Source organism: uncultured Rhodospira sp., assembly GCF_937138205.1.
Classification (GTDB): domain Bacteria; phylum Pseudomonadota; class Alphaproteobacteria; order Rhodospirillales; family Rhodospirillaceae; genus Rhodospira.
In genome coordinates, this window is record NZ_CAKZOT010000098.1 from 22,071 (window position 1) to 44,401 (window position 22,331).

Annotated in this window: 20 protein-coding genes and 1 other RNA gene; 15 read left to right on the top strand and 6 right to left on the bottom strand. The window is 69.8% G+C overall.

Features of this window, described 5'->3' with window-relative positions; translation table 11 throughout:
• Positions 1 to 55: 55 nt before the first annotated feature.
• Positions 56 to 682 carry a DUF1013 domain-containing protein gene (locus Q0309_RS14090; RefSeq protein ID WP_299442358.1) on the top strand — a complete coding sequence of 209 codons (627 nt, stop codon included), beginning with the start codon at positions 56 to 58 and terminating at the stop codon, positions 680 to 682.
• A gap of 148 nt (positions 683 to 830) precedes the next feature.
• On the opposite strand, the gene Q0309_RS14095 is transcribed toward Q0309_RS14090, so the two are convergent.
• On the bottom strand, positions 831 to 2,732 hold the full coding sequence (locus Q0309_RS14095) for an ABC-F family ATP-binding cassette domain-containing protein (RefSeq protein ID WP_299442362.1): 1,902 nt from the start codon (positions 2,730 to 2,732) through the stop codon (positions 831 to 833).
• Between the two features lie 105 nt (positions 2,733 to 2,837).
• On the opposite strand from Q0309_RS14095, the gene Q0309_RS14100 reads away from it, so the two are divergent.
• The 4 genes from Q0309_RS14100 to Q0309_RS14115 all read left to right on the top strand — a co-directional run bounded on the left by Q0309_RS14100 (position 2,838) and on the right by Q0309_RS14115 (position 3,888).
• Positions 2,838 to 3,074 (top strand): DUF6429 family protein, encoded by a 237-nt coding sequence (locus Q0309_RS14100; protein WP_299442365.1) that lies wholly within the window; start codon positions 2,838 to 2,840, stop codon positions 3,072 to 3,074.
• Complete coding sequence (locus tag Q0309_RS14105; RefSeq protein ID WP_299442368.1) at positions 3,071 to 3,292, top strand: hypothetical protein; 222 nt, start codon at positions 3,071 to 3,073, stop codon at positions 3,290 to 3,292. The genes Q0309_RS14100 and Q0309_RS14105 overlap by 4 nt, the downstream gene beginning before the upstream one ends.
• A 75-nt stretch (positions 3,293 to 3,367) precedes the next feature.
• The gene (locus Q0309_RS14110) at positions 3,368 to 3,589 is read left to right on the top strand and encodes a hypothetical protein (RefSeq protein WP_299442370.1); all 222 of its coding nucleotides are present in this window, start codon (positions 3,368 to 3,370) and stop codon (positions 3,587 to 3,589) included.
• A gap of 8 nt (positions 3,590 to 3,597) precedes the next feature.
• Entirely contained in the window at positions 3,598 to 3,888 is a 291-nt protein-coding gene (locus Q0309_RS14115) for a hypothetical protein (protein WP_299442373.1), read from the top strand.
• A 14-nt stretch (positions 3,889 to 3,902) separates the two neighbouring features.
• On the opposite strand, the gene Q0309_RS14120 is transcribed toward Q0309_RS14115, so the two are convergent.
• The 3 genes from Q0309_RS14120 to apbC form a co-directional block, all read right to left on the bottom strand.
• Entirely contained in the window at positions 3,903 to 4,592 is a 690-nt protein-coding gene (locus Q0309_RS14120; RefSeq protein WP_299442377.1) for a hypothetical protein, read from the bottom strand.
• A 45-nt stretch (positions 4,593 to 4,637) separates the two neighbouring features.
• Complete coding sequence (locus Q0309_RS14125; protein ID WP_299442380.1) at positions 4,638 to 5,306, bottom strand: hypothetical protein; 669 nt, start codon at positions 5,304 to 5,306, stop codon at positions 4,638 to 4,640.
• Positions 5,307 to 5,440: 134 nt separating this feature from the next.
• On the bottom strand, positions 5,441 to 6,562 hold the full coding sequence (gene apbC, locus Q0309_RS14130) for an iron-sulfur cluster carrier protein ApbC (protein ID WP_299442384.1): 1,122 nt from the start codon (positions 6,560 to 6,562) through the stop codon (positions 5,441 to 5,443).
• 195 nt (positions 6,563 to 6,757) lie between these two features.
• Between apbC and hflK the strand changes: the two genes are divergently transcribed.
• Positions 6,758 to 7,969, top strand: coding sequence for an FtsH protease activity modulator HflK (hflK, locus tag Q0309_RS14135; protein WP_299442387.1), 1,212 nt, complete (start codon positions 6,758 to 6,760; stop codon positions 7,967 to 7,969).
• Entirely contained in the window at positions 7,966 to 8,868 is a 903-nt protein-coding gene (gene hflC / locus Q0309_RS14140; RefSeq protein WP_299442390.1) for a protease modulator HflC, read from the top strand. The genes hflK and hflC overlap by 4 nt, the downstream gene beginning before the upstream one ends.
• Here the strand turns inward: hflC and Q0309_RS14145 are convergent.
• Positions 8,808 to 9,296 (bottom strand): hypothetical protein, encoded by a 489-nt coding sequence (locus Q0309_RS14145; protein WP_299442393.1) that lies wholly within the window; start codon positions 9,294 to 9,296, stop codon positions 8,808 to 8,810. The two genes, hflC and Q0309_RS14145, sit on opposite strands and share 61 nt — an antisense overlap.
• 177 nt (positions 9,297 to 9,473) lie before the next feature.
• On the opposite strand from Q0309_RS14145, the gene Q0309_RS14150 reads away from it, so the two are divergent.
• From Q0309_RS14150 to Q0309_RS14175, 6 genes are all read left to right on the top strand, one after another.
• The gene (locus Q0309_RS14150; protein ID WP_299442396.1) at positions 9,474 to 9,734 is read left to right on the top strand and encodes a hypothetical protein; all 261 of its coding nucleotides are present in this window, start codon (positions 9,474 to 9,476) and stop codon (positions 9,732 to 9,734) included.
• Positions 9,735 to 9,741: 7 nt separating this feature from the next.
• Positions 9,742 to 10,110 (top strand): cell division protein ZapA, encoded by a 369-nt coding sequence (locus Q0309_RS14155; protein ID WP_299442399.1) that lies wholly within the window; start codon positions 9,742 to 9,744, stop codon positions 10,108 to 10,110.
• Between the two features lie 10 nt (positions 10,111 to 10,120).
• Positions 10,121 to 10,279: non-coding RNA, 6S RNA (ssrS, locus tag Q0309_RS14160), on the top strand.
• 101 nt (positions 10,280 to 10,380) lie between these two features.
• A complete protein-coding gene (locus Q0309_RS14165) occupies positions 10,381 to 11,028 on the top strand; it encodes a 5-formyltetrahydrofolate cyclo-ligase (protein ID WP_299442402.1) in 648 nt (215 codons plus the stop codon).
• The gene (locus Q0309_RS14170) at positions 11,028 to 11,855 is read left to right on the top strand and encodes a TIGR00282 family metallophosphoesterase (protein WP_299442405.1); all 828 of its coding nucleotides are present in this window, start codon (positions 11,028 to 11,030) and stop codon (positions 11,853 to 11,855) included. The genes Q0309_RS14165 and Q0309_RS14170 overlap by 1 nt, the downstream gene beginning before the upstream one ends.
• A 79-nt stretch (positions 11,856 to 11,934) precedes the next feature.
• On the top strand, positions 11,935 to 14,670 hold the full coding sequence (locus tag Q0309_RS14175; RefSeq protein ID WP_299442408.1) for a DUF4159 domain-containing protein: 2,736 nt from the start codon (positions 11,935 to 11,937) through the stop codon (positions 14,668 to 14,670).
• Between the two features lie 436 nt (positions 14,671 to 15,106).
• Here Q0309_RS14175 and Q0309_RS14180 read toward each other — a convergent pair whose 3' ends face one another.
• Positions 15,107 to 15,805 carry a tail fiber protein gene (locus Q0309_RS14180; RefSeq protein ID WP_299442411.1) on the bottom strand — a complete coding sequence of 233 codons (699 nt, stop codon included), beginning with the start codon at positions 15,803 to 15,805 and terminating at the stop codon, positions 15,107 to 15,109.
• A gap of 287 nt (positions 15,806 to 16,092) precedes the next feature.
• On the opposite strand from Q0309_RS14180, the gene Q0309_RS14185 reads away from it, so the two are divergent.
• The gene (locus Q0309_RS14185) at positions 16,093 to 21,465 is read left to right on the top strand and encodes a DUF4347 domain-containing protein (RefSeq protein ID WP_299442414.1); all 5,373 of its coding nucleotides are present in this window, start codon (positions 16,093 to 16,095) and stop codon (positions 21,463 to 21,465) included.
• A gap of 97 nt (positions 21,466 to 21,562) precedes the next feature.
• The gene (locus tag Q0309_RS14190; RefSeq protein ID WP_299442417.1) at positions 21,563 to 22,048 is read left to right on the top strand and encodes a hypothetical protein; all 486 of its coding nucleotides are present in this window, start codon (positions 21,563 to 21,565) and stop codon (positions 22,046 to 22,048) included.
• The last annotated feature ends 283 nt before the right edge of the window (positions 22,049 to 22,331 follow it).

Here is a 22,331-nt window from a genome sequence, read left to right on the forward strand (position 1 = left end):
ATCGCGTGTTTTTTTGTGCGTTTGATATGTTGTTTGACCCTTGGAGGACCGCCCGATGGCTCTGCCGCTGATGCCCAAGGCCACCGCCGTGTGGCTGGTGGAGAACACCGCGCTGACGTTCGAGCAGATCGCGGATTTCTGCGGGATGCACGAACTGGAGATCCAGGCCATCGCCGACGGTGAGGTGGCCATCGGCATCACCGGGCTCGATCCTCTGGCCAACGGCCAGCTCACCCAGGCGGAACTGGACCGCTGCCAGTCCGATCCGGATGCGCGTCTTAAGCTGCAGAAGGGCGAGAACCCGATCCCCCAGGGCCGGCAGAAGGGCGCGCGCTACACCCCCGTCTCGAAGCGTCACGACCGCCCGGACGGCATCGCCTGGCTGCTGAAGAACCACCCGGAACTGTCCGACGCTCAGATCGGCAAGCTGCTGGGGACCACCAAGCCGACCATCCAGGCAATCCGCGACCGCTCGCACTGGAACGCGCCCAACATCAAGGCGCGCAACCCCGTGATTCTCGGCCTGTGCACCGAGGCCGATCTGGAAAAGGCGATCATCATCGCCCGCAGCCGCGCCGGTCACGCCCGCCAGCCGGAGCCACAGGTCGCGTTCGATCACGACGAGCACAAGGACGACGATCCGCTGGCCCCCGTGGTGCCCGACGAGGATCAGGAGGGGTGATGCCGGCCGGCATTCGAAATGACCGGTTCATCCCGCGATATCGGTCGCAACCGTGTTTTGGTGGAGGCGGGCAGACGTCGTGGGACTGATCGGGTCGGAGGGGAACCGCGAGGTCCCCTTCGACCCGATTGCTCATCCGCGGCTGGTGTTACTCCGCCGCCGCCTCCGCCGTTTCCAGGGCCTCTTGCGCCTCCATCCAGACCGCCTCGGCGGCTTCGATCTTTTTCGACACGGCGCCCAGGTCCTTCTGAAGGGCCGTCAGGCGATCGGCCGGGCCGTCGTAGAGCTTCGGGTCGGCCAGCTTTTCCTCGATCCGCGCCTTTTCCGCCGTCAGGCGTTCCAGGTCCTTTTCCGCCGCCTGGATGGCCTTGCGCAGGGGCGCGTTGCGCTGGCGCAGTTCGGCGGCGGCGCGGCGGTCGTCCTTGCGGTCGCGTGCGGTCGCCCCCTTCGGGGGTTCGCTGTCGGCCCTGGCCTCGCGGCGTTCCTCGCGCGCGCGGTCCAGCAGCAGGCGGCGATAGTCCCCCATGTCGCCATCGAACGGCGCCACCGTGCCGCCGTCCACCAGCCAAAGCCGGTCGGCGGCCAACTCCACCAGGTGCGGGTCGTGGGTGATGAGCACCACCGCCCCCGAGAACGCGTTCAGCGCCGCCACCAGGGCCTCGCGGGTGTCGATGTCCAGGTGGTTGGTGGGCTCGTCGAGGATCATCAGGTGCGGCGCCTCGCGGCTCATCAGGGCGATGAGCAGCCGCGCTTTCTCTCCCCCGGACAGGTTGCCGACCACCGTGTCGACATGCCGCGCGGTGAAGTCGAACCGGCCCAGGTGCGCGCGAAGTTTCGTATCGTTGGCGTCCGGCATGGCCCGGCGCAGGTGCCACAGCGGCGTCTGCCCCGGCACCAGTTCGTCCAACTGGTGCTGGGCGAAGTAGCCCACCGTCAGCTTGTTCGAGGCCTTCAGCGTGCCCGACATCAGCCCCAGCCGCCCGGCCAACACCTTGGCCAGGGTGGACTTGCCGTTGCCGTTGGCGCCCAGCAGGGCGACGCGGTCGTCCATGTCGAGGCGCAAGTTCAGCCGCTTCAGAACCGCCGTGTCGCCATACCCGGCGACGCCGTTGTCGATGGCCACCAGCGGCGGCGCCAGCGGCTGCGGCTCCGGAAAGTCGAAGGAGATGGCGTGATCCTCGACCACCGGGGCCACCATCTCCATCTTTTCCAGCAGCTTGACGCGGCTCTGCGCCTGCCGCGCCTTGGTGGCCTTGGCGCGGAAGCGGTCGATGAAGGCCTGGATCTTCTGCCGCTGCGCCTGTTGTTTCTCGTAGGCGCGGGCCTGGAGGTCCAATTGCTCGCGCCGGGTCTTCTCGAACGTGTCATAGGCGCCGCCGTAGGCGGTCAGCTTGCAGCCGTCCAGGTGCCAGATGCGGTTGACCGCCCGGTTGAGCAACGCGCGGTCGTGGCTGATGATCAGCACCGTCCCGGGGTAGCTCGCCAGATGGCCCTCCAGCCACAGCGTGGCCTCAAGGTCCAGGTGGTTGGTGGGCTCGTCCAGCAGCAGCAGGTCCGGCCGCGCGAACAGCACGGCGGCCAGGGCCACGCGCATCCGCCAGCCGCCCGAGTAGTCGCCCACCGCCCGGCCGTGCGCCTCGGCCGGAAAGCCCAGGCCGGACAGGATGCGCGCCGCGCGCGCCTCGGCGGTGTGGGACTCGATCGCCGTCAGGCGCTCGTGAATCTCGGCGATGCGGTGGCCGTCGGTGGTACGGGTTTCCTCTTCGAGGAGCGCCGCGCGTTCAGTATCGGCGGCCAGCACACAGTCGAGCAGGGGCGTGTCGCCCTCCGGCGCCTCCTGCGCCAGCCGGCCGACGCGGGCGCGCGGATGCACGGTGACCTCGCCCGCGTCCGGCGCCACCTCGCCCAGGATCAGGCGCAACAGCGTCGACTTGCCGGTGCCGTTGCGGCCCACCAGACCGACGCGCGCCCCGGCCGGCAGGCTCACGCTGGCGCCGTCGAACAGCACCCGGCCGGCGATGCGGTATGTGAGGTCCTTGATCTGCAGCATGACGCGCCGGGTGATAGCACGCGGCGAAGGATGGGGACAGGGGGCGTGGCACCAGCATCACCGCCGCGCTACCCTGGTCCCTGTTGCACTGAAGGGGATTACCTCATGCCGAATCTGGACCGCATCGACGATACCGTCCTGGCGCTGCTGCTGCTCGGGCTGCACGACGACGACCGGGCCTGGAAAGGTTTCGACTGGGACGCCATGGACCGCCTGCACGAGAAGGGCTACATCACCAATCCGGTCGGCAAGGCCAAGTCCGTGGCTTTCACGCCCGAGGGGAAAAAGCGCGCGGAAGAGCTGTTCGAAACGCTGTTCGGCGACGGAGAGCCCGGCGCATGACGGAACCGATGCCGGGCGGCGCGCCCACGGAGGCCGCGCCCCCGCCCAGCCTCGACCCCGTCGCCATCGGCTGTAACCTGCTGTTCAGGCTTTTAATGCTGATTCCGGCCGTGGCGATCATGCTGGTCTTGGTAGTCGCGGCGGCGGGCCGGGACAGGGCCACGACAGCCATGCACTTTTTGCCGGGCCGCCTTGCGCCGGACGCGGGATGTGCGTAGGCTGCCCTACTCCTTCAGGCTTGGCCTTTCCCGGTCAGCGGGAGTCCCTGCAACAGGCAACGGAAGGACGGATCGATGTTCCGAGCATTCTCCGACATGCTGGGCGGCGCCCAGAACCTGGTGCGCTCCGTGACCAACGTGACCGGCTCCAACGCGCTGACCGACTCCGTCGACAAGGCGTTGTCCAGCGCCAAGTCCCAGTCCGACAGCACGTCGAGCACCATCGAACACGCCGAGACCGACGTGAACAACATCGGCCGCGCCGCCGAGGACATGAACGACACGACCAAGAGCTGACGGCCGGCGTGCGCGCGACGGCTGGCGACGGGACACCGGACGGCCGCGCCGGCGACCGTCCGGACGTGACGGATGCGTCCCCGGCGGTCCCCCCGCCGCGCCGCTTCGACCCCGTCACCATCGGCTGCAACCTGCTGTTTGCGCTGTTGCTGTTGATTCCCGCCGTGGCGATCCTGGTCCTCGTCACGGTGGCGGTGGCCAGCGTGCCGGTGCTGGTGGTGCTGTTCCCGATCACCCTGACCGTGGCCGCACTGGCGTTGGGCGTGCTGTACTGGCGCCACCGGCGGGGGCGGGGGTAGGCGGGCGTGGCCCGCTACGGCGAACCGCCCCGGCGCATCCGCCCGATGGCCGAGACGATGTCGTCCAGCGTTTGCGGCTCGGCCGGCAGCGTGAAGGTGCCGGGGCGGGGCTCCCGGTTCGACGCCGACGTCAGGCGCACCTCGTCGCTGCGCAGCAGCCCGAGCCCGAGGTCGCGCACGGCAACGGCGCGCGGGCCGGGATCGTGGCCCAGCGCCGTCTCGAACGCCGCGATGGCCGCCGCCATCTCCACCGCCAGCGGATCGTCGCTCAGCACCATCCGGTCCGTGTGCCGGGCGCCGGCGGTGTCGGTCCAGACCATCTCATAGGTCTTGCCCGGGATGCCGGCGACGACCGCCTTCGGCCCGACCGCGCGCAGCGAGTCCACCGACGCCGCCCTAGTCCGCGCCGATCCGAACCCGGGCAGCAGGCCGGCGGCCTTCTCCCCCAGGCCGCTCAGCGTCAGGACAACGAAGTTGCGGTTCATGCGCCGGACCGCATAGGGCGCGCCGTCAACCAGCAGCAGGGACACGTCCCGCAGCGGCGTGTTGACGCGCACGGTCGCGCCGTCGTCCCGCCAGACGATGGAGAACGCCTGGGCGCGCTGTCCCCTGCCGGTCTCCAGCATGGCGATGCCATCCGCCCCGGCGGGCGGGACGGGCGCGGCGGCCAGCACGGCCGCCAGGATCAGGACCCTTCTGAACATGACGCGCATCTCCCTGTCGGAGTGGCGAGCCGGCGGCACGGGGGCCTACTGCCCCTGTCCCGGCATCATGCCCTTCATCATCTGGTCCATGCTCATGGGCGGCGCCGGCAGCGTGAACTGGTCGGCCGGGGGCACCTCGCCCGAGATGGCTGTAATGTGGAACGCGTCCCCCTTGCGCAGGACGCCGAGACCGCGCTCGCGCAGGGCCACCGTGCGGGGGTCCTCCGGCTGGCCCAGCGCCCGGGGAAAGATCAGGAACGCGTCGGTCATCTCGATCACCAGGGGATCGTCGCTGAGGATGACCCGGTCGACATGCGGGCTGCCGTTCGCGTCGGTCCAGGCCATTTCGTATTCCTCGCCGGCGATGCCCGCCACGGTCTCCGTGGCCCCCGTCGCCCGCAGGGACTCGACGGAGGCGGCCTGGTAGCGGTCCGAGGCGGGACCGAAACCCAGGCCCACGTGTGGCGTGATCCCCTTCAGCGACAGGACCATGGTCTGCCCGTCCATGCGGTTGACGGTGTACGGCTCGCCGTCCCGGACCAGCGTGTAGGAGCCGCCCCGGGGCAGGTCGATGCGGGCGGTGTCATCGTCCTGCCAGGAGATGGTCATCGACTGCACGCCGTTCGGCGTGGCGGATTGCAGGGTGGCGGTACCGGCGGCCAGCGCCGGCGAGGCGGCCAGCAGGGCGGCGACGGCGAGGATCGGTTTCAGCATGGAAAAGCCTCCCTGTCTCGGGGATCGGATGGCCCCACAGTGACCGCAAGCGCCCGGCGCCGCAACCCCGGGGCAACGGGACCCTTTGGACCCAACTCTGTCCGTCCTGAGTGTCCGCCCAGCAACGGTCACCATCACGTGAACCGGATCTTTGGCTTCGGCTGCGCGGCCGCGCCGGCGGTCTCAAGCTGCGCCGCGATGCGGTCGGCGATGGCCCGGTAGGCCCCGGCGTGCGGGCCGTCCGGCTCGGCGGCGACGATGGGCGTTCCGGCGTCCGAGGTCTCGCGGATACGGATGTCGAGCGGGATATCCCCCAGGAACGGACACCCCAGCGCCTCGGCCGTCCGTTGCGCGCCGCCGTGGGCGAACACCTCCTCGCGGTGGCCGCAGTTGGGACAGACGTAGTAGCTCATGTTCTCGACAATGCCGAGGATGGGCACGTTGACGCGCTGGAACATGGCCAGCCCCTTGCGCGCGTCCAGCAGGGCGATGTCCTGCGGCGTCGAGACGATGACCGCCCCGGCCAGTTCGACGCGCTGGCTCATGGTGAGCTGGGTGTCGCCGGTGCCCGGCGGCATGTCGACCACCATCACGTCCAACTCGCCCCAGTCCACGTCGCGCAGCAGCTGTTCCAGCGCCCCCATGACCATGGGGCCGCGCCAGACGACCGGATCCTCTTCGTTGACCATGAAGCCGATGGACATGACCCGCAGCCCCAGGCTGTCCAGCGGCTGGATGCGGTCGTTCACCAGGGGCGGCCTTTGCCCGCCGAGGCCGAACAGGCGCGGCATGGACGGGCCGTAGATGTCGGCGTCGAACACGCCCACCCGCAGGCCGCGCGCCGCCAGTCCCAGGGCCAGGTTGGCGGCGGTGGTCGACTTGCCGACGCCGCCCTTGCCGGAGGCCACGGCGATGATGTGCCGCACCCCGGGCGGCGCGATCGAGGCCGCCCGGCCGCCGCCCTGGCGTGGCCGGGCCTGCGCGGGGGCCTCCTGGCCGGCCGGGGCGCGCTGGGCGGTGAGGACAACCGTGGCCGTCTCCACCCCGTCCAGGGCCGACAGGCGCCGTTCCGCCTCCTCGCGCAGCGGTTCCAGTGCCGGCCCCAGGTCGGGCGGCACCTCCAGGGCGACGGTCACACGGCCGTCCGCGAGCGACACGCCTTGCACCCAGCCGAGGGAAACCGGATCGCGCCCGGTCTTGGGATCGGCGAGGCCCTTCAGGGCTGTCATCACCGCATCCCGGTCCACGCTTGCCATGCTTGAAAACTCCCAATCATTTTCCGATATGCGGGGGGCGTCGCGTGCCCCGCCGCGCTCCGTTGCGCGTTGCCGTGCGGAACCGGGTGTCCTATACCGGGGCCACGACGCGCCGGCCGACGACAGCGGCCGGCCAAGGCCCAGTCACCGGTCACTGTTCCCGACCGGAGGTATTGAGCGGAAGGATCATCGTCAATGGCATGGAATCCGCAAGGCGGAGGCGGCGGCCCGTGGGGCGGCGGAGGCGGTAACGGGGGCGGTGGCCCCTGGGGAGGTCGCGGCGGCGGAGGCGGCGGCATGGGCGGTGGCCCACGCAACCCGCCCCCGGATCTGGAAGAGATGTTGCGCCAGGGCCAGAATCGGCTGCGCACCATGCTGCCGAAGAACCTGGGGCCGAAGGCGATCGGGCTGGTGATCCTGGCCCTGCTGACGATCTGGGGCCTGACCGGGTTCTATTCGGTGCAGGCGAACCAGCAAGGCGTGGTGCTGCGGTTCGGCGAGTACGTCTACAGCACCTCCGAGGGCCTGCACTACCATCTGCCCTACCCCATCGAGACGGTCATCAAGCCCAACGTGACGCGGGAAAACCGCATCATCATCGGCTTCCGCCAGATCGGCGACAACCCGGACGCACGTCGCGACGTGGCCGAGGAAAGCCTGATGCTGACCGGCGACGAGAACATCATCGACATCGACTTCGCGGTGATCTGGGTCATCAAGGACGCCGGCGACTTCCTGTTCAACCTCCGCAATCCGGAAAGCGCGGTGCAGCTGGCGGCCGAAAGCGCCATGCGCGAGGTGATCGGCCAGACCCCGATCCAGGTGGCCCTGACCGAGGGCCGCCAGGAGATCGAGACCCGCACCGAGGATACCCTGCAGTCGCTGCTGGACGAATACGAGGCCGGCATCCAGATCCGCCGCGTGCAGCTTCTGAAGTCCGACCCGCCGGCCGAGGTGGTGGACGCCTTCAACGACGTGCAGCGCGCCCGCGCCGACCGCGAACGTCTGCGCAACGAGGCCGAGGCCTACCGCAACTCGATCATCCCCGAGGCGCGCGGCCAGGCCGAGCAGTTGACGCAGGAGGCCGAGGCCTACCGCGAAGAGATCGTCAACCGTGCCGAGGGTGACGCGTCCCGGTTCGACGCCGTCTATGAGGCCTACAGCGTTGCCAAGGATGTCACCACTCAGCGCATTTATCTGGAGACCATGGAAGAGGTTCTGGGCAACGTGGACAAGGTGATCATCGGCACCGAGGGCGGCAGCGGCGTCGTGCCCTACCTGCCGCTCCCCGAACTGCGCAACAGGCTGCAGCAGCAGGGCTCGGGCGGGGCCAGCCGGTCCAGCAGCTCGACCTCCGGCTTCATCGCCCCCGGTGATACCGCGCCGAGCAAGGAGGCCGCACGATGAGAAACGTCATTCTGATCGCCCTGGCCGTGCTCGTCGTCGTCAGCGCCATCGCGGCCTCCAACGCCCTGTTCGTCGTGCGCGAAACCGAACAGGTGATCGTCGTGCAGTTCGGCCGTCCGCAACGCGTCATCCAGGACCCGGGCCTGCACGTCAAAGTGCCCTTCATCCAGAACCTGCGCGTGTACGAGAAGCGCGTGCTGGACTCCGACCCGCCCGGCGAGGAAGTCATCCTCGCCGACCAGAAGCGCGTGGTGGTCGACACCTACACCCGCTGGCGGATCGCCGATCCGATCCGCTTTTATCAGGCGGTGAACAACGAGGCCTCTGCGCAGTCGCGCCTGTCGGACATCATCATCTCCGCCCTGCGGCGGGTGTTGGGTAATTACACGCTGACCCAGCTTCTGTCCGAGCAACGCACGGAGGTGATGGCCCAAATTCGTCAACAGGTCGACGACGAAGCCCAGGCCCTGGGCATCTCGGTGACCGACGTGCGGATCCGCCGGGCCGACCTGCCGACCCAGACCAGCCAGGCGATTTACGACCGGATCCGCTCCGAGCGTGATCGCGAGGCCCGCGAGGCACGCGCCCAGGGCCGCGAACTGGCGCAGCAGATCCGCGCCCGCGCCGATCGTGAGAAGACGGTGATCATCGCCGAGGCGGAAAACCGGGCCCAAACCATACGAGGTCTGGGCGATGCGGAGGCGATTCGCATCTACGCCGACTCCTTCGGTCAGGACCCGCAGTTCTTCGCCTTCTACCGCTCCATGGAGGCGTACCGGAAGGCCTTGCCCGGCGACGGAAGCTCGTTCGTGCTGTCGCCGGACAGCGACTTCTTCCGCTACTTCGGCGATGTCGAGGGAACGCTGCCGGTGGGGCCGCAGCCGGTGCGTCCCGAATAGTCGGGGCCGGTGTGGCCGGCGGGCGTCGTCCGCACGGTCACACCGGCGGCTCCGGCCCGGGCGGCCAGCGCGGTCACGGCCTCGCGGGGCACGTCCGCGTCGACCGCCAGAACCAGGGTCCAGCCCGGCGGCGCCGGCCAGTCGGCCAGGGCCGCCAGGGCGAAGCCCACGGCCGGGCCGCAATCCCACACCAGCACGACGGGCGGGGGCGCGTGGTCCGGATGCGTGCGGCCCCAGGCATCGCTGAACGTCTCGGCCAGCGCGCGCGGCCAGCCCGGCCCCAGGGCCTCGGCCGTGCCGTCGGGCGCGGCCACGACCAGCGGCCGGTCGGCCGGGGCCGCCCGCGCCGCCGCCATCAGGTCGGCCGGGCCGCGCACGGCCAGCGGCGCCGCCGCGAACAGGGCATCGGAAAGGGGTGGTGTCGCCATTGACGCGAGTCCGTTGCCTGCCTATTCTAAGGCACAGTTCCAGCCTGCCAGAATAGCGCCCTGAATTCGATCAAGAAAAGACGGCTGTGACGGCCAATGCCGGTGCGCACGGACGGAGCGACCGAGGGGAAGCGGCGCGCGGGCGGACGGCACTCTGCGGGATCCAGGAGGGTTGAGATGGCCGGGCAACGGGTTGACGAGGCGCTGCAGGCCCTGGGGCAGGCCATCGCTCGCCTGGAAGCGGCGGTCACCGCCCGCGAGGCGCGCCAGGCCGAGGCCAGCGCCGAGGGCGACCGGGACGACCAGGACCGGACGGCGCTGCGCCAGGAATACGAACTGCTGCGCAACGACTATCACGAATTGCGGCAAGTGGTCGAGCAGGTGGACGGCCGCCTTGACGGCACCGTTGCCCGACTGCGCGCCTTGCTGGAAGGATGAACGGGCCATGCCGCAGGTCACCATCACCGTCAACGGGCGCGACTACCGCGTCACCTGCGATCCCGGCGAGGAAGACAGCGTCATCGCGCTCAGCCGGCGTCTCGACGGCATGGCGCGCGACCTGACCGACCGGCTCGGCCACCTGAGCGAGGGCATGGCCCTGGTCATGGTCGGGCTGACCCTGGCCGACTCGCTGGCCGAGGCGGAGGGCGAACGCGACGCCCTGCGGGAGCGCGTGGCCCCCCTGGGCGCGGCGGCGGAACAGGCGGAGGCGCGCGACCGCGCCCATGCCGAGGCCGAGGATCAGGCCGCCGCCGTCATCGCCGCCATGGCGCAACGCATCGAGACCCTTGCCGTTCACCTGGACCAGGCCTAGGTTGAGAGGTGCGGGGCTGCCCGGTTCGTCAGGCACGCACACTCCCGGGGGCTATACGTCTGAAAAAGGGAGCTGTCCCTGGCGAGACCCTGGTCTCGACATACGGCGCCCACGTTGTTGCCGCGGCCCATGTGGAGGTCGCACCGCCAACGGCCAGGGTGGCTCCGCACCGTTTCTGTTCCGTTTAGCCTTGCCCGGGGCACCACCGGGTCATGGCCTCCGCGACATCGCCGCGCCGACGCCGTCGGGCTCAGCTTCTCCGAGGGCCGCGTGACCCTGCCCACGTCGTCCGCTTCCCTTCCCCCTGCCGCCATCGACGCGGCCGCCCGCAAGGCGGCGTTGCGGCCCGCCCTGCTGGCGGCGCGGCGCGCGGTGGATGCCGAAACGGCCGCGCGGGCGGCCCTGGCCGCGCGCGACCACTGTCTTGCCCACGCGGCGCCACCGGCCGGGGCGGTGGTCGGCGGCTCCTGGCCGCTGGCCGGGGAACTGGACCCGCGCCCGCTGCTGGCGGCTTTGCGTGCGCGCGGCCATGCCGTGGCCCTGCCGGTCACGCCGCCGCCGGGCGCCGCGCCCGCCTTGGTCTTCCGCCTGTGGGACGGGGAGTCAACCACGCTGGAAACCGGCCCGTTCCGCACCCGCCACCCCCTGGCCCCCGCGCCGGAGGTCCGGCCCGACTGGATTCTCGTACCCCTTGTGGGGTTTGACCGGCGCGGCCACCGGCTCGGCCACGGCGCGGGCTACTACGACCGCGCGCTGGCCGGCGCCGACGTGACCGCCATCGGCTTCGCCTTCGCCTGCCAGGAGGTGCCTCTGACCGAGGGCGGCGTGCCGGTCGAGCCGCACGACGTGCCCCTGACGGCGGTGGTGACCGAGCGGGAGGTCCTTGTCCCGCGCCAAGACCATGAAGGCCCATCCTGATGCGCATCCTGTTTCTGGGGGACATCGTCGGGCGGACCGGGCGTGATGCGGTGTGCAAGGCCGTGCCCGGCCTGCGCGAGGACCTAGCCGTGGACGTGGTGGTGGCCTGCGGCGAGAACGCGGCGCACGGCTTCGGCCTGTCGCCGCGCCTGTGCCAGGACCTGCTGGCGGCCGGGATCGACGTGATCACCCTGGGCAACCACGCCTGGGACCAGCGCGACATCATCCCCTACATCGGCGGCGAGCCGCGTCTGCTGCGGCCGGCCAACTACCCGCCCGGCACACCGGGTCACGGGGCCGTGCTGGTGACCGACGCGCGCGGCCGGCGGCTGCTGGTGGTGCAGGTGATGGGGCGCCTGTTCCTGGACCCGCTGGACGACCCGTTCGCCGCCGCCCGCCGCGAGATCGAGGCGGCGCCGCTAGCTGGACCGCCAGGGCGCGGCGCCGACGCCATCCTGGTGGATGTCCACGCCGAAGCCACCAGCGAGAAGATGGCGTTCGGCCATTTCCTGGACGGGCGCGTCTCGGCGGTCATCGGCACCCATACCCATGTGCCCACGGCGGACGCGCAGGTGCTGCCCGGCGGCACCGCCTACATGACCGACGCCGGCATGTGCGGCGACTACGATTCGGTCATCGGCATGATCAAGCAGCCCGCCACCGACCGTTTCGTGCGCAAGATGCCCACCGAGCGGCTGACCCCGGCCGACGGCCCGGCCACGGTGTGCGGCGTCGTAGTGGAGACCGACGACGCCACCGGCCTGGCCCGCAGCATCCAGCCCCTGCGGCGGGGCGGGCGGCTGCACGAAACGAGCCCCGGTGCCTGAGGGACTCGACCTTCGCGGTCCGCGATCATACATGCCCTAATCATACCGGATGGTCTGGACCACGGGAGGGTCGGCGGCCGTGCTGAGTTTGGGTCCCCTCGCGTTCAGCGCGCCCTGGGTGCTGCTGGCGGCGGCTGCCTTGCCGCTGCTGTGGTGGCTGATGCGCGCCACGCCGCCGGCGCCGCGCCGGCTGGCCTTTCCGGCCATCGGCCTGCTGTTCGGCCTGCGCGCCGAGGAGCATGTGTCCGTCCGCACGCCGTGGTGGCTGATCCTGCTGCGGATGGTGATCGCGCTGCTGGTGATCCTGGGGCTGGCGGGTCCGCTCCTGCTGCCGGCCGGCGACGCGGCCCGGGTCGGCGACGGACCGCTGGTGCTGGTGGTGGACGACACCTGGGCGGCGGCGCCGACGTGGCGCGCGCGGCAGGCCCTGATGCTGGACCGCGTCGAGCGGGCCGGGCGCCATGGCCGGGCGGTGCTGCTGCTGCCCACCAGCGCGCTGGCGCCGGATGACGTGGCGCAACCGCCGGCGCCGATGCCGGCGGCCGAGGCGGCGACGGCGTTGCGCGCGCTGGACCCGCGTCCCTGGGGCAAGGACCTGACGGCCGCGCTTGAGCGCCTGGAGCCGGCCCTGCCCGACACGGGCCGGGCGGTGTGGGTGCACGACGGCCTGGCCGCCCCGGGCACCGAGGCGCTGATCGAGCGGCTGCGGCGCCTGGGCCGGTTGGTGCTGCATCGGGCCGGCCCCGGCGAAACGCCCCTGATCCTGCGCCCGTCGAGCGACGATGCCTTGGGACCCACCCTGGCCGTGGCCCGGCCGGCCGGTGACCGCCTGCCGGAACGCGCCTTGACGGTGCAGGCGTTCGACGCCCAGGGCCGGGCGCTGCGGGCCGTGCCGGTGACCCTGGCCGAGGGCGAGACGTCGGTGCCGGTGCAGCTCGACCTGCCGGCGGATCTGGCGCCGGACCTCAACCGCCTCGACATCGCCGGGCACGCCGGCGCCGCCGCCGTGGTGCCGGCGGACGACCGCTGGCGGCGGCGCCCGGTCGGGCTGGTGGTCGGCACGGGTGTGGGCGAGGGCGCGCCGATCCCGCTGCTGGACGAAACGCACTATCTGCGGCAGGCGCTGGTGCCGGTGGCCCAGCCGCGCGAGGGGGCGATCCAGGGCCTGTTGCGGGGCGGGCTGTCACTGATGCTGATGACCGACGGCGCCCATCCCGACGCGCGGGCGGTCGACGACCTGATCGCCTGGGTGCGCGAGGGCGGGACGCTGGTGCGCTTCGCCGGACCGCGCCTGCAACCACTGGCGCCGGAGCTGCTGCCGGTGCGGCTGCGGCCGGGCGAGCGGGCCATGGGCGGCGCCCTGTCCTGGACCGCGCCGGCCCGGCTGGCGCCGTTCCCGGACAGCGGCCCGTTCGCCGGCCTGACGCCGCCAGCGGACGTGACGGTGTCGCGTCAGGTGCTGGCCGAGCCGACGCCGAACCTGTCGGCCCGCACCTGGGCGCGGCTGGAGGACGGCACGCCGCTGGTCACCGGCGCGCCGCTGGGGCGCGGCCGGGTGGTTCTGGTGCATGTCACGGCCGATCCGCGCTGGTCGTCGCTGGCCATGTCCGGGCTGTTCATCGACATGCTGCGCCGGCTGGTGGACACCAGCGCCGGCGTGCGCGGAACCGAGGAGGCGGCGAGCGAGGACGCGGCCCTGCCGCCGCACCGGGTGCTGGACGGGTTCGGCCGCGCCGGCGATCCGCCGCCGGGAACCCGGCCCCTGCCGGCCTCCATGATCGAGACGCCGCGCGTCGACCCGGCGCATCCGCCCGGTCTGTACGGCGCGCCGGGACGCCTGCACGCCCACGCCCTGGGCGCCGCGTTGCCGGCGCCTGAAGTGCTCGCGGCGGTGCCCGACGGCGTGCACGACGCCGGCCTCGACGGCGGGGCGAGAGAGCGCGACCTGCGGGCTCCGCTGCTGACCGCCGCGCTGCTGCTGGCGCTGGCCGACATGGTGGTCTCCCTGGTCCTGCGCGGGCTGCTGCGCCCGCCCGCGTTGAGGGCGGCGGCGGCGGTGGCGCTCGCGTTGGGGCTGGCGACCGTCGCGCCGAACACCGCCCGGGCGCAGGACGGCACGGGCGGCGACGCGCCCATGGACCCGATGGCGCTGGCGGCGGCGCTGCACACGCGGCTGGCGTGGGTCGAGACCGGCGCGGCGGAGACCGACCGCGTCGCCGAGGCCGGGCTCCGTGCCCTGACCCAGGTCCTCAGGCGCCGCACCTCCGCCGAACTGGCCGAACCCATGGCCGTCGATCCGGCGCGCGATCCGCTGGTCGTGTTCCCGCTGCTCTACTGGCCCGTGACGCCGGGCCAGACGCCGGTCACGCCAGCCGCCCGGTCCCGGCTCAACGACTACCTGCGCACCGGCGGCATGATGATGCTTGATGTGCATCCGGGCGGTGATCCCGCCGTGGTGCTGAAGGGCGTGGACATCCCGGCGCTGGAGCCCCTGCCCGAGGACCACGTGTTGACCCGCAGTTTCTACCTGCTGGACCGCTTCCCCGGCCGCACCGACGGCCAGACGGTGTGGGTCGAGGCCGACCCGCCGACCCATGACGGTGTGGCGTCGGTGGTGGTGGGCGCGCACGACTGGGCCGGCGCCTGGGCCACGGACGAGAGCGGGCAGGCCCTGTTCGCCACCGTGCCCGGCGGATACCGGCAACGCGAGATGGCCTACCGCTTCGGGGTCAATCTGGTGCTGTACGCCCTGACCGGCAACTACAAGGGCGACCAGGTGCATTTGCCGGCGATCATGGAACGGCTGACGAATTGAAGTGTCGGCGAAGCCGGCGCGACGCGAGTCGCGCGGAAACTTGAAGAAAAAACGCGCGAAATGCCACACGTTTCTTGTGTGCTCCAAAAGATATATTGATCACTGCTTGTGATTCGTCCATAATGATAGCGTGAACCCGTGACTGAATGCTCGGACCGCCCGCGAACGCGGCCCGGGTGGGGCCGCTTGGATGCCCGTTTCAGGCCTGCCCTAGGGGCGCCCGCGCGGACTCATCCATTCCACATCTGGAGACGGCGAAGGCCAACCGGGCCTGGGGTCTCCAGGGAGACCAGGAATGCACCATGCCGCTGACCATTGGACCCGGGTCCGGCCCGCTCCCCTGCCCAACCGTCCCGGGCAGGGGGTCCTCGCGCGCGTGGTCAGGGGGGCGCGGGATGGCGGCGCGGGCTGGCGCGGTCCTCGATTGGGACGTGCTCTAGGGGCGCGGCGGGAACAGGCCGGTCACGGCCAGGCAGAACCGCACGCCCACGCTGGGATCCACGACGCCGAAGGACTGCCCGCCCCCCGTGGCGCCCACGGTCACGTCAACCGTGCCGCCACCGCCCTGTGTGGTGACGCCGGCCAGGGCCGCCGTCGAACGGGGGGTGGCGGTCGTATAGATGGAGGCGCCCCCAGCAAGGTAGGCCCCGTCCGCCGGCGCGGACTTGTCACCGTTTCCGGTGCTTGCCGCGACCGTGGTCTCGACGCCGTCCGGCGAGAAGTCCGCCGTCGCCGGATGCGTGTGGTTGGGCATCTCGGCGATGGTCAGGGTCCGGGTCTCGGCCCCGCGCATTTCGCCCTGAAAGATGTCGGACGTTGCCGGGCCCTGGCCCAGCCCGATCGGAATGCGACCGCGCAAATCGGGCACCCCGAACGTAGTCGTGCCGTCGCCGCCGTAGTTCGTACCCAACAAAGCGTAAACAGCCGTGTACTGGGCAATGGGGAGCAATTGCCCCCTGGCCTCGACGAAGCCCTCCGGGCAGAAGGTCGCCGCCGTCATGCACAGGGATCCCATGTACGGTTCGGACGAGCAGGCCTGGGCCGGGCCGGCGGTCGCGAACAGGCCCATCGCGGCCACAAGGCTGGCCGCCACGGCCGAGGCCGCACGCGGCGTGTTTTTGAAACGCGTCGTCATGGCGTGATCCTTTCCCTGGGGTTCGGGCGCCGGCGACTGGCCGGGCGCCTCGGTCGAGAACGCTACCAAGAACCCGCACGGGTTGCTATCGCGAAATCCACAATGGGCGCTCAAAACGCTTTTAAGGTGCGAGCGTCGCCACATATGCAATTCAGGCGCTGCACGAATCGCCTCGTCAGGATGCGCGCCCATCCTCCGACGCGTCACCCGTTCGAGCCGCCCACTCGGAGGTGCGGGGCATCCTCTGCCCAGGCCTCGGAACCCGGGACCAGAAAGGAGACCCAGAGATGACGGTCATTTCGCCTGCTGACGCCCGCACCATCGTCTTCGTCGATGCCGCCGTGGCCGACGCGGCGCCGCTGCTGGCCGGGCTCGGTCCGGACACTGTTGTGGTTTCGCTGACGGGCGACCGGCCCGCCCTGGCGCAGATGGCCGATCATCTGGCGGGGCGCTCCGGCATCGAGGCGATACACGTCATGAGCCACGGGCGGGACGGCGCTCTGGACTTCGCCGCCGGCACGGTGACCGCCGCAACGCTGACCGATCACGCGGCGGACCTAGCCCGCATCGGCGCCGCGCTGACCGAGGACGGTGACCTGTTGTTCCACGGCTGTTCGGTGGCGGAAACGGAGACGGGGCGGGCATTCATCGGCGAGATCGCCGCGCTGACGGGGGCCGTCGTCGCCGCCTCCGACGACCCGACCGGCGCCGCGCACCTGGGCGGCGACTGGGACCTGGAGGTGACGACCGGTGCCCTCCACACCGATCTGGCGCCGGTTCGGGCGGCGATGGCCGGATATGAGGGGGTGTTGACAGTCTTCGACCTGACGTCAGGGTTCGTCTCTGGAAGCGGCACAGATACTGTCACTCAGGAAATATCCGGCAATATACTAAAGGCTACCACAGACCCAAGCGGAGAATTTTATTTAGGGTATGACGATCTCGGCATAAACGATTCAAGACCAGCACCATCTTATACAATAACATTGAACAATGGAAGCGCATTTAGTTTCGGCGGCCTGACATGGGTTGTATTCGATCCACTCGCATCAGGCAGCACAAACACCTACAGAATTACTGGTGTCACTGGGGGAACAAACGACATTCACACCTTCATGGCGAGCGATGATGACAATGGCTCTGCTTCAAACACACACCTACCAAATACGTATACGGCTCTTATTATTGATGAAGTAACGACCACAAACAACCACGTCGGTCTATGGGTCGATAATATTAACCTGACGGCCGCAGCCGACACCACGGCGCCGGCCTTCGACACCGCGCCAAGCGCCTCGAACATTGACCACAACAGCTTTGATTTGACCGGCAGCCTCGATGAGGCCGGCGACGTCCACTACGTTGTGTTGACCGACGGTGCCACCGCACCGACCACCGACGACGTGCAGGCGGGTACCGGCTCTGGGGGCGCCGGTGCGGTGGCAAGCGGCACGGCATCTCCCAGCACCGGTAACTTCGACTTTTCGTTCGCAGACATCACCGGCTTGGCGGCGTCCACAGCCTATGACGTCTATGTCGTCGCCCAGGACGACGAAAGCACGCCGAACGAACAGGCGTCGCCGACCCTGGTGGAGATCACCACCACTGCGGCGCCGAACACCCCCCCCACCTTCGACAACTCCGACCCCGGCGGCCTGGCCGTCGACGAGACCAGCACCGACACGACGTCGGTGATCCACGACGTCAACGCCAACGACGGCGACGGCACGGACTCCGTGACCTACAGCATCACGAACGGAAACACCGGCGGGGCCTTCGCCATCGACGCCGACGACGGCGAGATTCGGCTGGCGACGCCATCCGCGCTCGATCACGAGAGCAAGGACACCTACACGCTGGAGATCACGGCCGACGACGGGGAGTCCTCCAACAACACCGCCACCCAGACCATTTCGATCAGCATCAACGACATCGCCCCGGCAATCACCGGCGGACAGAGCTTCGCCGCCAACGAGTCCGACACCAACACCACATCGCTGGGCACGGTGGCCACCACCGGCGACGACGACACGGTGACCTTCTCCATCCAGTCCGGCAACACCGGCAACGCCTTCGCCATCGACCCGAACACCGGCGAATTGAGCGTCAACGACACCAGCCAACTCGACGCCAGCGCCACGCCCAGCTACACGCTCGGCATCCGCGCCAGTGACGGCGCCACGAACTCGGATGTCACCGTCACGGTCAACGTCACCGACGATGTGTCGCCCACCGTGACATCGGTCGCATCGTCCTCCGGCGACGGCACCTACAAGGCGGGCGACACCATCACCGTCACCGTGCAGTTCGACGAGGCGGTGACCGTGACCGGCACGCCCACCCTGACGCTGGAGACCGGGACCACCGACCGGACCGCCACCTATGCCTCCGGTAGCGGCACGGATACGCTCAGCTTCACCTACACCGTGCAGGCGGGCGACGAGTCCGCCGACCTGGACTACACGGCGACCACCGCGTTGGCGCTGAACGGCGGCACCATCAAGGATTCCGCCGGCAACGACGCCACCCTGACGCTGGCCAGCCCCGGCGGGGCCGGATCGCTGGGCGCCAACGCCGCGCTGGTGGTGGACGGCGCGGCCCCGACGATCACGTCCATCACCTCGACCTCGGACGACCGCACCTACGGCGTCATTGCAACCATCAACATCTCTGTGCGGTTCGACGAGGAGGTGGACTTCACCGCGAACGGCGGCACCCTCCAGGCCACGCTGTCGACCGGCGCGACGGTGACCCTGGCCAGTTCCACTATCGCCAACCAGATCGGCTTCACGGGCATGTACTGTGTGGGAGAAGGCGAGACCGACAGCGCCGATCTCGACGTCACCGCCGTCACCCTGACCGGCGGCGCCACGCTGGTTGCCCATGACGATGGCGTTCCCGCCGACCTGTCGCTCCCCACAGGCAACAACCTCGCCGACAACAAAGACATCGCGGTCGACGCCAACACGCCGGCCACGCCGACCATCGACCTGGACGCGGCCTCCGATACCGGCGTGAGTCAGACAGACAACGAAACCAACGACACGACCCCGACGGTCTCCGGCTCCGGTGAGACCGGGGTGCGCGTGACCGTGTACAACGACGCCGACAACAGCGGGCACGAGGGCAGCGGGGAACTCCTGGGCTATGCAGACGTCACGGGTGGCACCTGGAGCCTGACCGTCGCAAGCCTGGGTGAGGGCACACACAACCTCCGCGCCTACCAAATCGACGCCGCCGATAACACCTCCGATTCGACGGCGATCCTGGCCGTGACCGTGGACACCACCGCCCCCTCCGGACACGGCATCAGCGCTGACGATTCGACCATCAACAACAATGAGAAGACCTCCACGAGCTTTACCTTCTCCGGCGCCGAGGTCGGCACGACCTACGACCTGACGGTGTCGAGTTCCGGCGGCGGAACGAACGTTACCGCAAGCGGCACGGTGGGCTCGTCCACCGAACAGATTACCGGAATCGATGTCTCCGGGCTGAACGACGGCACCCTGACCTATTCGGTGGTGCTGACCGACACCGCCGGGAACGCCGCCGGCGCGGTGACCGACACGGCCACGCTGGACACCACCGGCCCGACGGCGGTGGACGACACCGACGCATCGGTCAGCGAGGATGCGAACGATGCCGTTCTGACCGGGGTCAGCACGGGCAACGACAATCTCGCCGACAACGACACCGGCGCCGACGGCACGGCGCCGGTCGCCGCCGTCAACGGCAGCGGCGCCAACGTCGGCGCGCAGGTCGCGGGCACCAACGGGGGGCTGTTCACGGTCAATGCGAACGGCACCGTCAGCTTCGACGCCAACGGCGACTTCGAGGCGCTGGACGACGGCGGGTCCGACACCACGTCGGTCACCGTCTCCATCCAGGACACGGCGGGCAATACGGCCGACTCCACCCTGACCGTCACCGTCACCGGCGCCAACGACGCCCCCAGCGGCGCCGATAAAACGCTCACCGTCACCACCGGCGCCGTCCTGACGATCCAGACGGCCGATTTCGGTTTCATCGACCCCGACACCGGCGATGCGCTGGACCACATCACCGTCGATACCGTGCCGACCACCGGCACCCTGTTCGTCGACACGGACAGCTCCGGCGCGCTGGACGGCGGCGAGACGGCTCTCACCGACAACGACACCGTGTCCGCCGCCGACATCGCCGCCGGCAAGCTGCTGTACGAAGCGCCCGCGACCGCCGGCAGCGAGGCCCTGGTGTTCACGGTCAACGACGGCACCGTGGATTCCGCCAACGCCACCCTGACCCTGACCACGCAGGCGCCCTCCAACGGCGGCGGCGGCAACACCGGCGACTCCACGACCACGCAGACGACCGAGGGCACCACGGTTACCACCACGACCACCACCAACAGCGACGGGACGACCACCGAAACCAAGACCATCGACCCCTTCGACGGCTTCCAGGCGGGCGAGGACGAGGACGACGGCGACAACGCGCTGTCGGACCATGTGCTGGCCGGCACGACCGCCGCGCCCGCCGTGATCGCCCGCCTGCCGCTCGGCGTCGGCCTGACCAGTTCCGGCAAGACCTCCACCCAGTCGCCGGATCAGGCGCAGCCCGATCTGATCGCCCGCATCGAGGCCGAGACCGAGGCGGGCTCCGAGACCCAGACCGAGATGACCGGCGCCGGCCGGGCGTTCCTGAACGGCTTGGCGGAGGGAACGCAGCTTTACGTCAACACCATCACCCCGACGGTGGACGGCGATAGCCCGCCCGACCAGCCCATCATCATCACGGGGGCCGACTCCGAAGCCGGCACGCAGGAGGCCCTGGTCATCGACGTTTCGGGGCTGCCCTCGGGCACCGTGCTGCAACTCGACGGGGTGGAGTTCGCCGCCATCGTCGGCGCCGCCACCGTCACCGGCGGCGCGGGCGACAACGTGGTGGTCGGCGACGACGGCGCGCAGGTCATCGTCCTGGGCGAGGGCGACGACATCCTGGACGGCGGTGGCGGCGACGATGTGGTCGGCTCGCTGGGCGGCGACGACATCCTCGTCGGCGGCGCCGGCAACGACACCATCAGCGGCGGTGACGGCGTCGACGTGGCGCAGTACGCCGGCACGTTCGCCGAAACGGCGATCGAGCGGGGCGAGAGCCTGGCGGTTCGCGACGGCGGCGGCACGGATACGGTGGCCGACGATGTCGAGCTGCTGGCCTTCTCCGGCGACGGCACCATGACGTTGGCGCGGCCGGGCGGCGCGACGTGGCTCGACGGCCTCGGCTTCGACGCCGGCTTCTATCTGGCCCAGAACGCGGACGTCGCCGAGGCCGTGGCGCAGGGTGCCTTCACCGACGCGGCCGCGCATTTCAGCGCCTTTGGCCTGTTCGAAGGGCGGGCGCCGTCGGCGCTGTTCGACGAGGCGTGGTACCTGGAGGCCTATGCCGACGTGGCCGCCGCCGTGGCCGCCGGCACCTTTGCGTCCGGGCTGCAGCACTATGCCGAGTACGGGCAGTCCGAGGCCCGCGACGCGGGACCGTGGTTCGACCGGTGGGCCTATCTTGAAGCCAACGCGGATGTCGCCGACGCCGGCATGGACGCGGTGGTGCATTTCCTGCTCCACGGCGCCGGCGAGGGCCGCATGGGATTCGTGCTGGACGACGACTTGCTGGTGGCCTGACCTTATGGCCTGAACTGGGGGGGGCCGTTCGAGTGCATCCTACGTCTGTTTCTGATCCGATTCGCTCGCGCGCATGTATGTTTATGACGTCGAAACCATGACGAACAGCCTGTCCGACAAATCGGTCCCAGACCTGCTCGCCCTCCACGCCGCCGTGATGGAGGAACTTCGGGCGCGCGGCGTGTTGCGGTCGGCGAACGGCCCCACCGGCGACCTGGCCGAGTTCTTGTTCTGCAAGGCCTTTGGATGGAAACCGGCGGCGAACTCGGTGAAGGCCTTTGATGCGACCGGCGAGGACGGCACGCGCTACCAGATCAAGGGCCGTCGCCTGCACCGGCGCAACAGGTCAAGACAGTTGTCCGCGATCCGCGACCTTGACGGCTTCCATTTCCTTGCCGGTGTCCTCGTGGACGATGACTACCGCGTTGTGCGAGCGGCGTTGATTCCGGTGGCCATCGTCCGTGAGCGCGCGAATTACATCACTCATACCAACAGCCACAAATTCATGCTGCGGGATGAAGTGTGGGTTATTCCAGGCGTCACGGATGTGACCGATCGCTTGAAGGCCGCTGAAGAACAATAAGCCGCAGCCACTTTTTTTATGCCCCATACCCTATCCATTTCACACAATTATTCTTCATATAGTCATTGCGAGGAGCGAAGCCCAAAAGTCAAAAATTGGGCAATCCAGAGCGGACATCTGCGTCTTACGCTCTGGATTGCTTCGCCCGCGTCTTGCGACGCGGGCTCGCAATGACGGATCATGCTACCGTCGGAGCTGGGGTCGCTAACTTGGGGGGAAAACAACCGAGACCCAACTTGAACAGCGCCCGTGTGACAGACCGTGAACAAGCCCCGCAACCCAT

Bases quoted from the DNA above. Each gene is read 5' to 3' on its own strand.
- Q0309_RS14120 (WP_299442377.1), bottom strand. From the start codon at position 4,592: ATGTTCAGAAGGGTCCTGATCCTGGCGGCCGTGCTGGCCGCCGCGCCC.
- Q0309_RS14155 (WP_299442399.1), top strand. From the start codon at position 9,742: ATGCCGCAGGTCACCATCACCGTCAACGGGCGCGACTACCGCGTCACC.
- hflK (WP_299442387.1), top strand. From the start codon at position 6,758: ATGGCATGGAATCCGCAAGGCGGAGGCGGCGGCCCGTGGGGCGGCGGA.
- Q0309_RS14125 (WP_299442380.1), bottom strand. From the start codon at position 5,306: ATGCTGAAACCGATCCTCGCCGTCGCCGCCCTGCTGGCCGCCTCGCCG.
- hflC (WP_299442390.1), top strand. From the start codon at position 7,966: ATGAGAAACGTCATTCTGATCGCCCTGGCCGTGCTCGTCGTCGTCAGC.
- Q0309_RS14095 (WP_299442362.1), bottom strand. From the start codon at position 2,732: ATGCTGCAGATCAAGGACCTCACATACCGCATCGCCGGCCGGGTGCTG.
- Q0309_RS14105 (WP_299442368.1), top strand. From the start codon at position 3,071: ATGACGGAACCGATGCCGGGCGGCGCGCCCACGGAGGCCGCGCCCCCG.
- Q0309_RS14090 (WP_299442358.1), top strand. From the start codon at position 56: ATGGCTCTGCCGCTGATGCCCAAGGCCACCGCCGTGTGGCTGGTGGAG.
- apbC (WP_299442384.1), bottom strand. From the start codon at position 6,562: ATGGCAAGCGTGGACCGGGATGCGGTGATGACAGCCCTGAAGGGCCTC.
- Q0309_RS14170 (WP_299442405.1), top strand. From the start codon at position 11,028: ATGCGCATCCTGTTTCTGGGGGACATCGTCGGGCGGACCGGGCGTGAT.
- Q0309_RS14190 (WP_299442417.1), top strand. From the start codon at position 21,563: ATGACGAACAGCCTGTCCGACAAATCGGTCCCAGACCTGCTCGCCCTC.
- Q0309_RS14185 (WP_299442414.1), top strand. From the start codon at position 16,093: ATGACGGTCATTTCGCCTGCTGACGCCCGCACCATCGTCTTCGTCGAT.
- Q0309_RS14145 (WP_299442393.1), bottom strand. From the start codon at position 9,296: ATGGCGACACCACCCCTTTCCGATGCCCTGTTCGCGGCGGCGCCGCTG.
- Q0309_RS14150 (WP_299442396.1), top strand. From the start codon at position 9,474: ATGGCCGGGCAACGGGTTGACGAGGCGCTGCAGGCCCTGGGGCAGGCC.
- Q0309_RS14180 (WP_299442411.1), bottom strand. From the start codon at position 15,805: ATGACGACGCGTTTCAAAAACACGCCGCGTGCGGCCTCGGCCGTGGCG.
- Q0309_RS14110 (WP_299442370.1), top strand. From the start codon at position 3,368: ATGTTCCGAGCATTCTCCGACATGCTGGGCGGCGCCCAGAACCTGGTG.
- Q0309_RS14100 (WP_299442365.1), top strand. From the start codon at position 2,838: ATGCCGAATCTGGACCGCATCGACGATACCGTCCTGGCGCTGCTGCTG.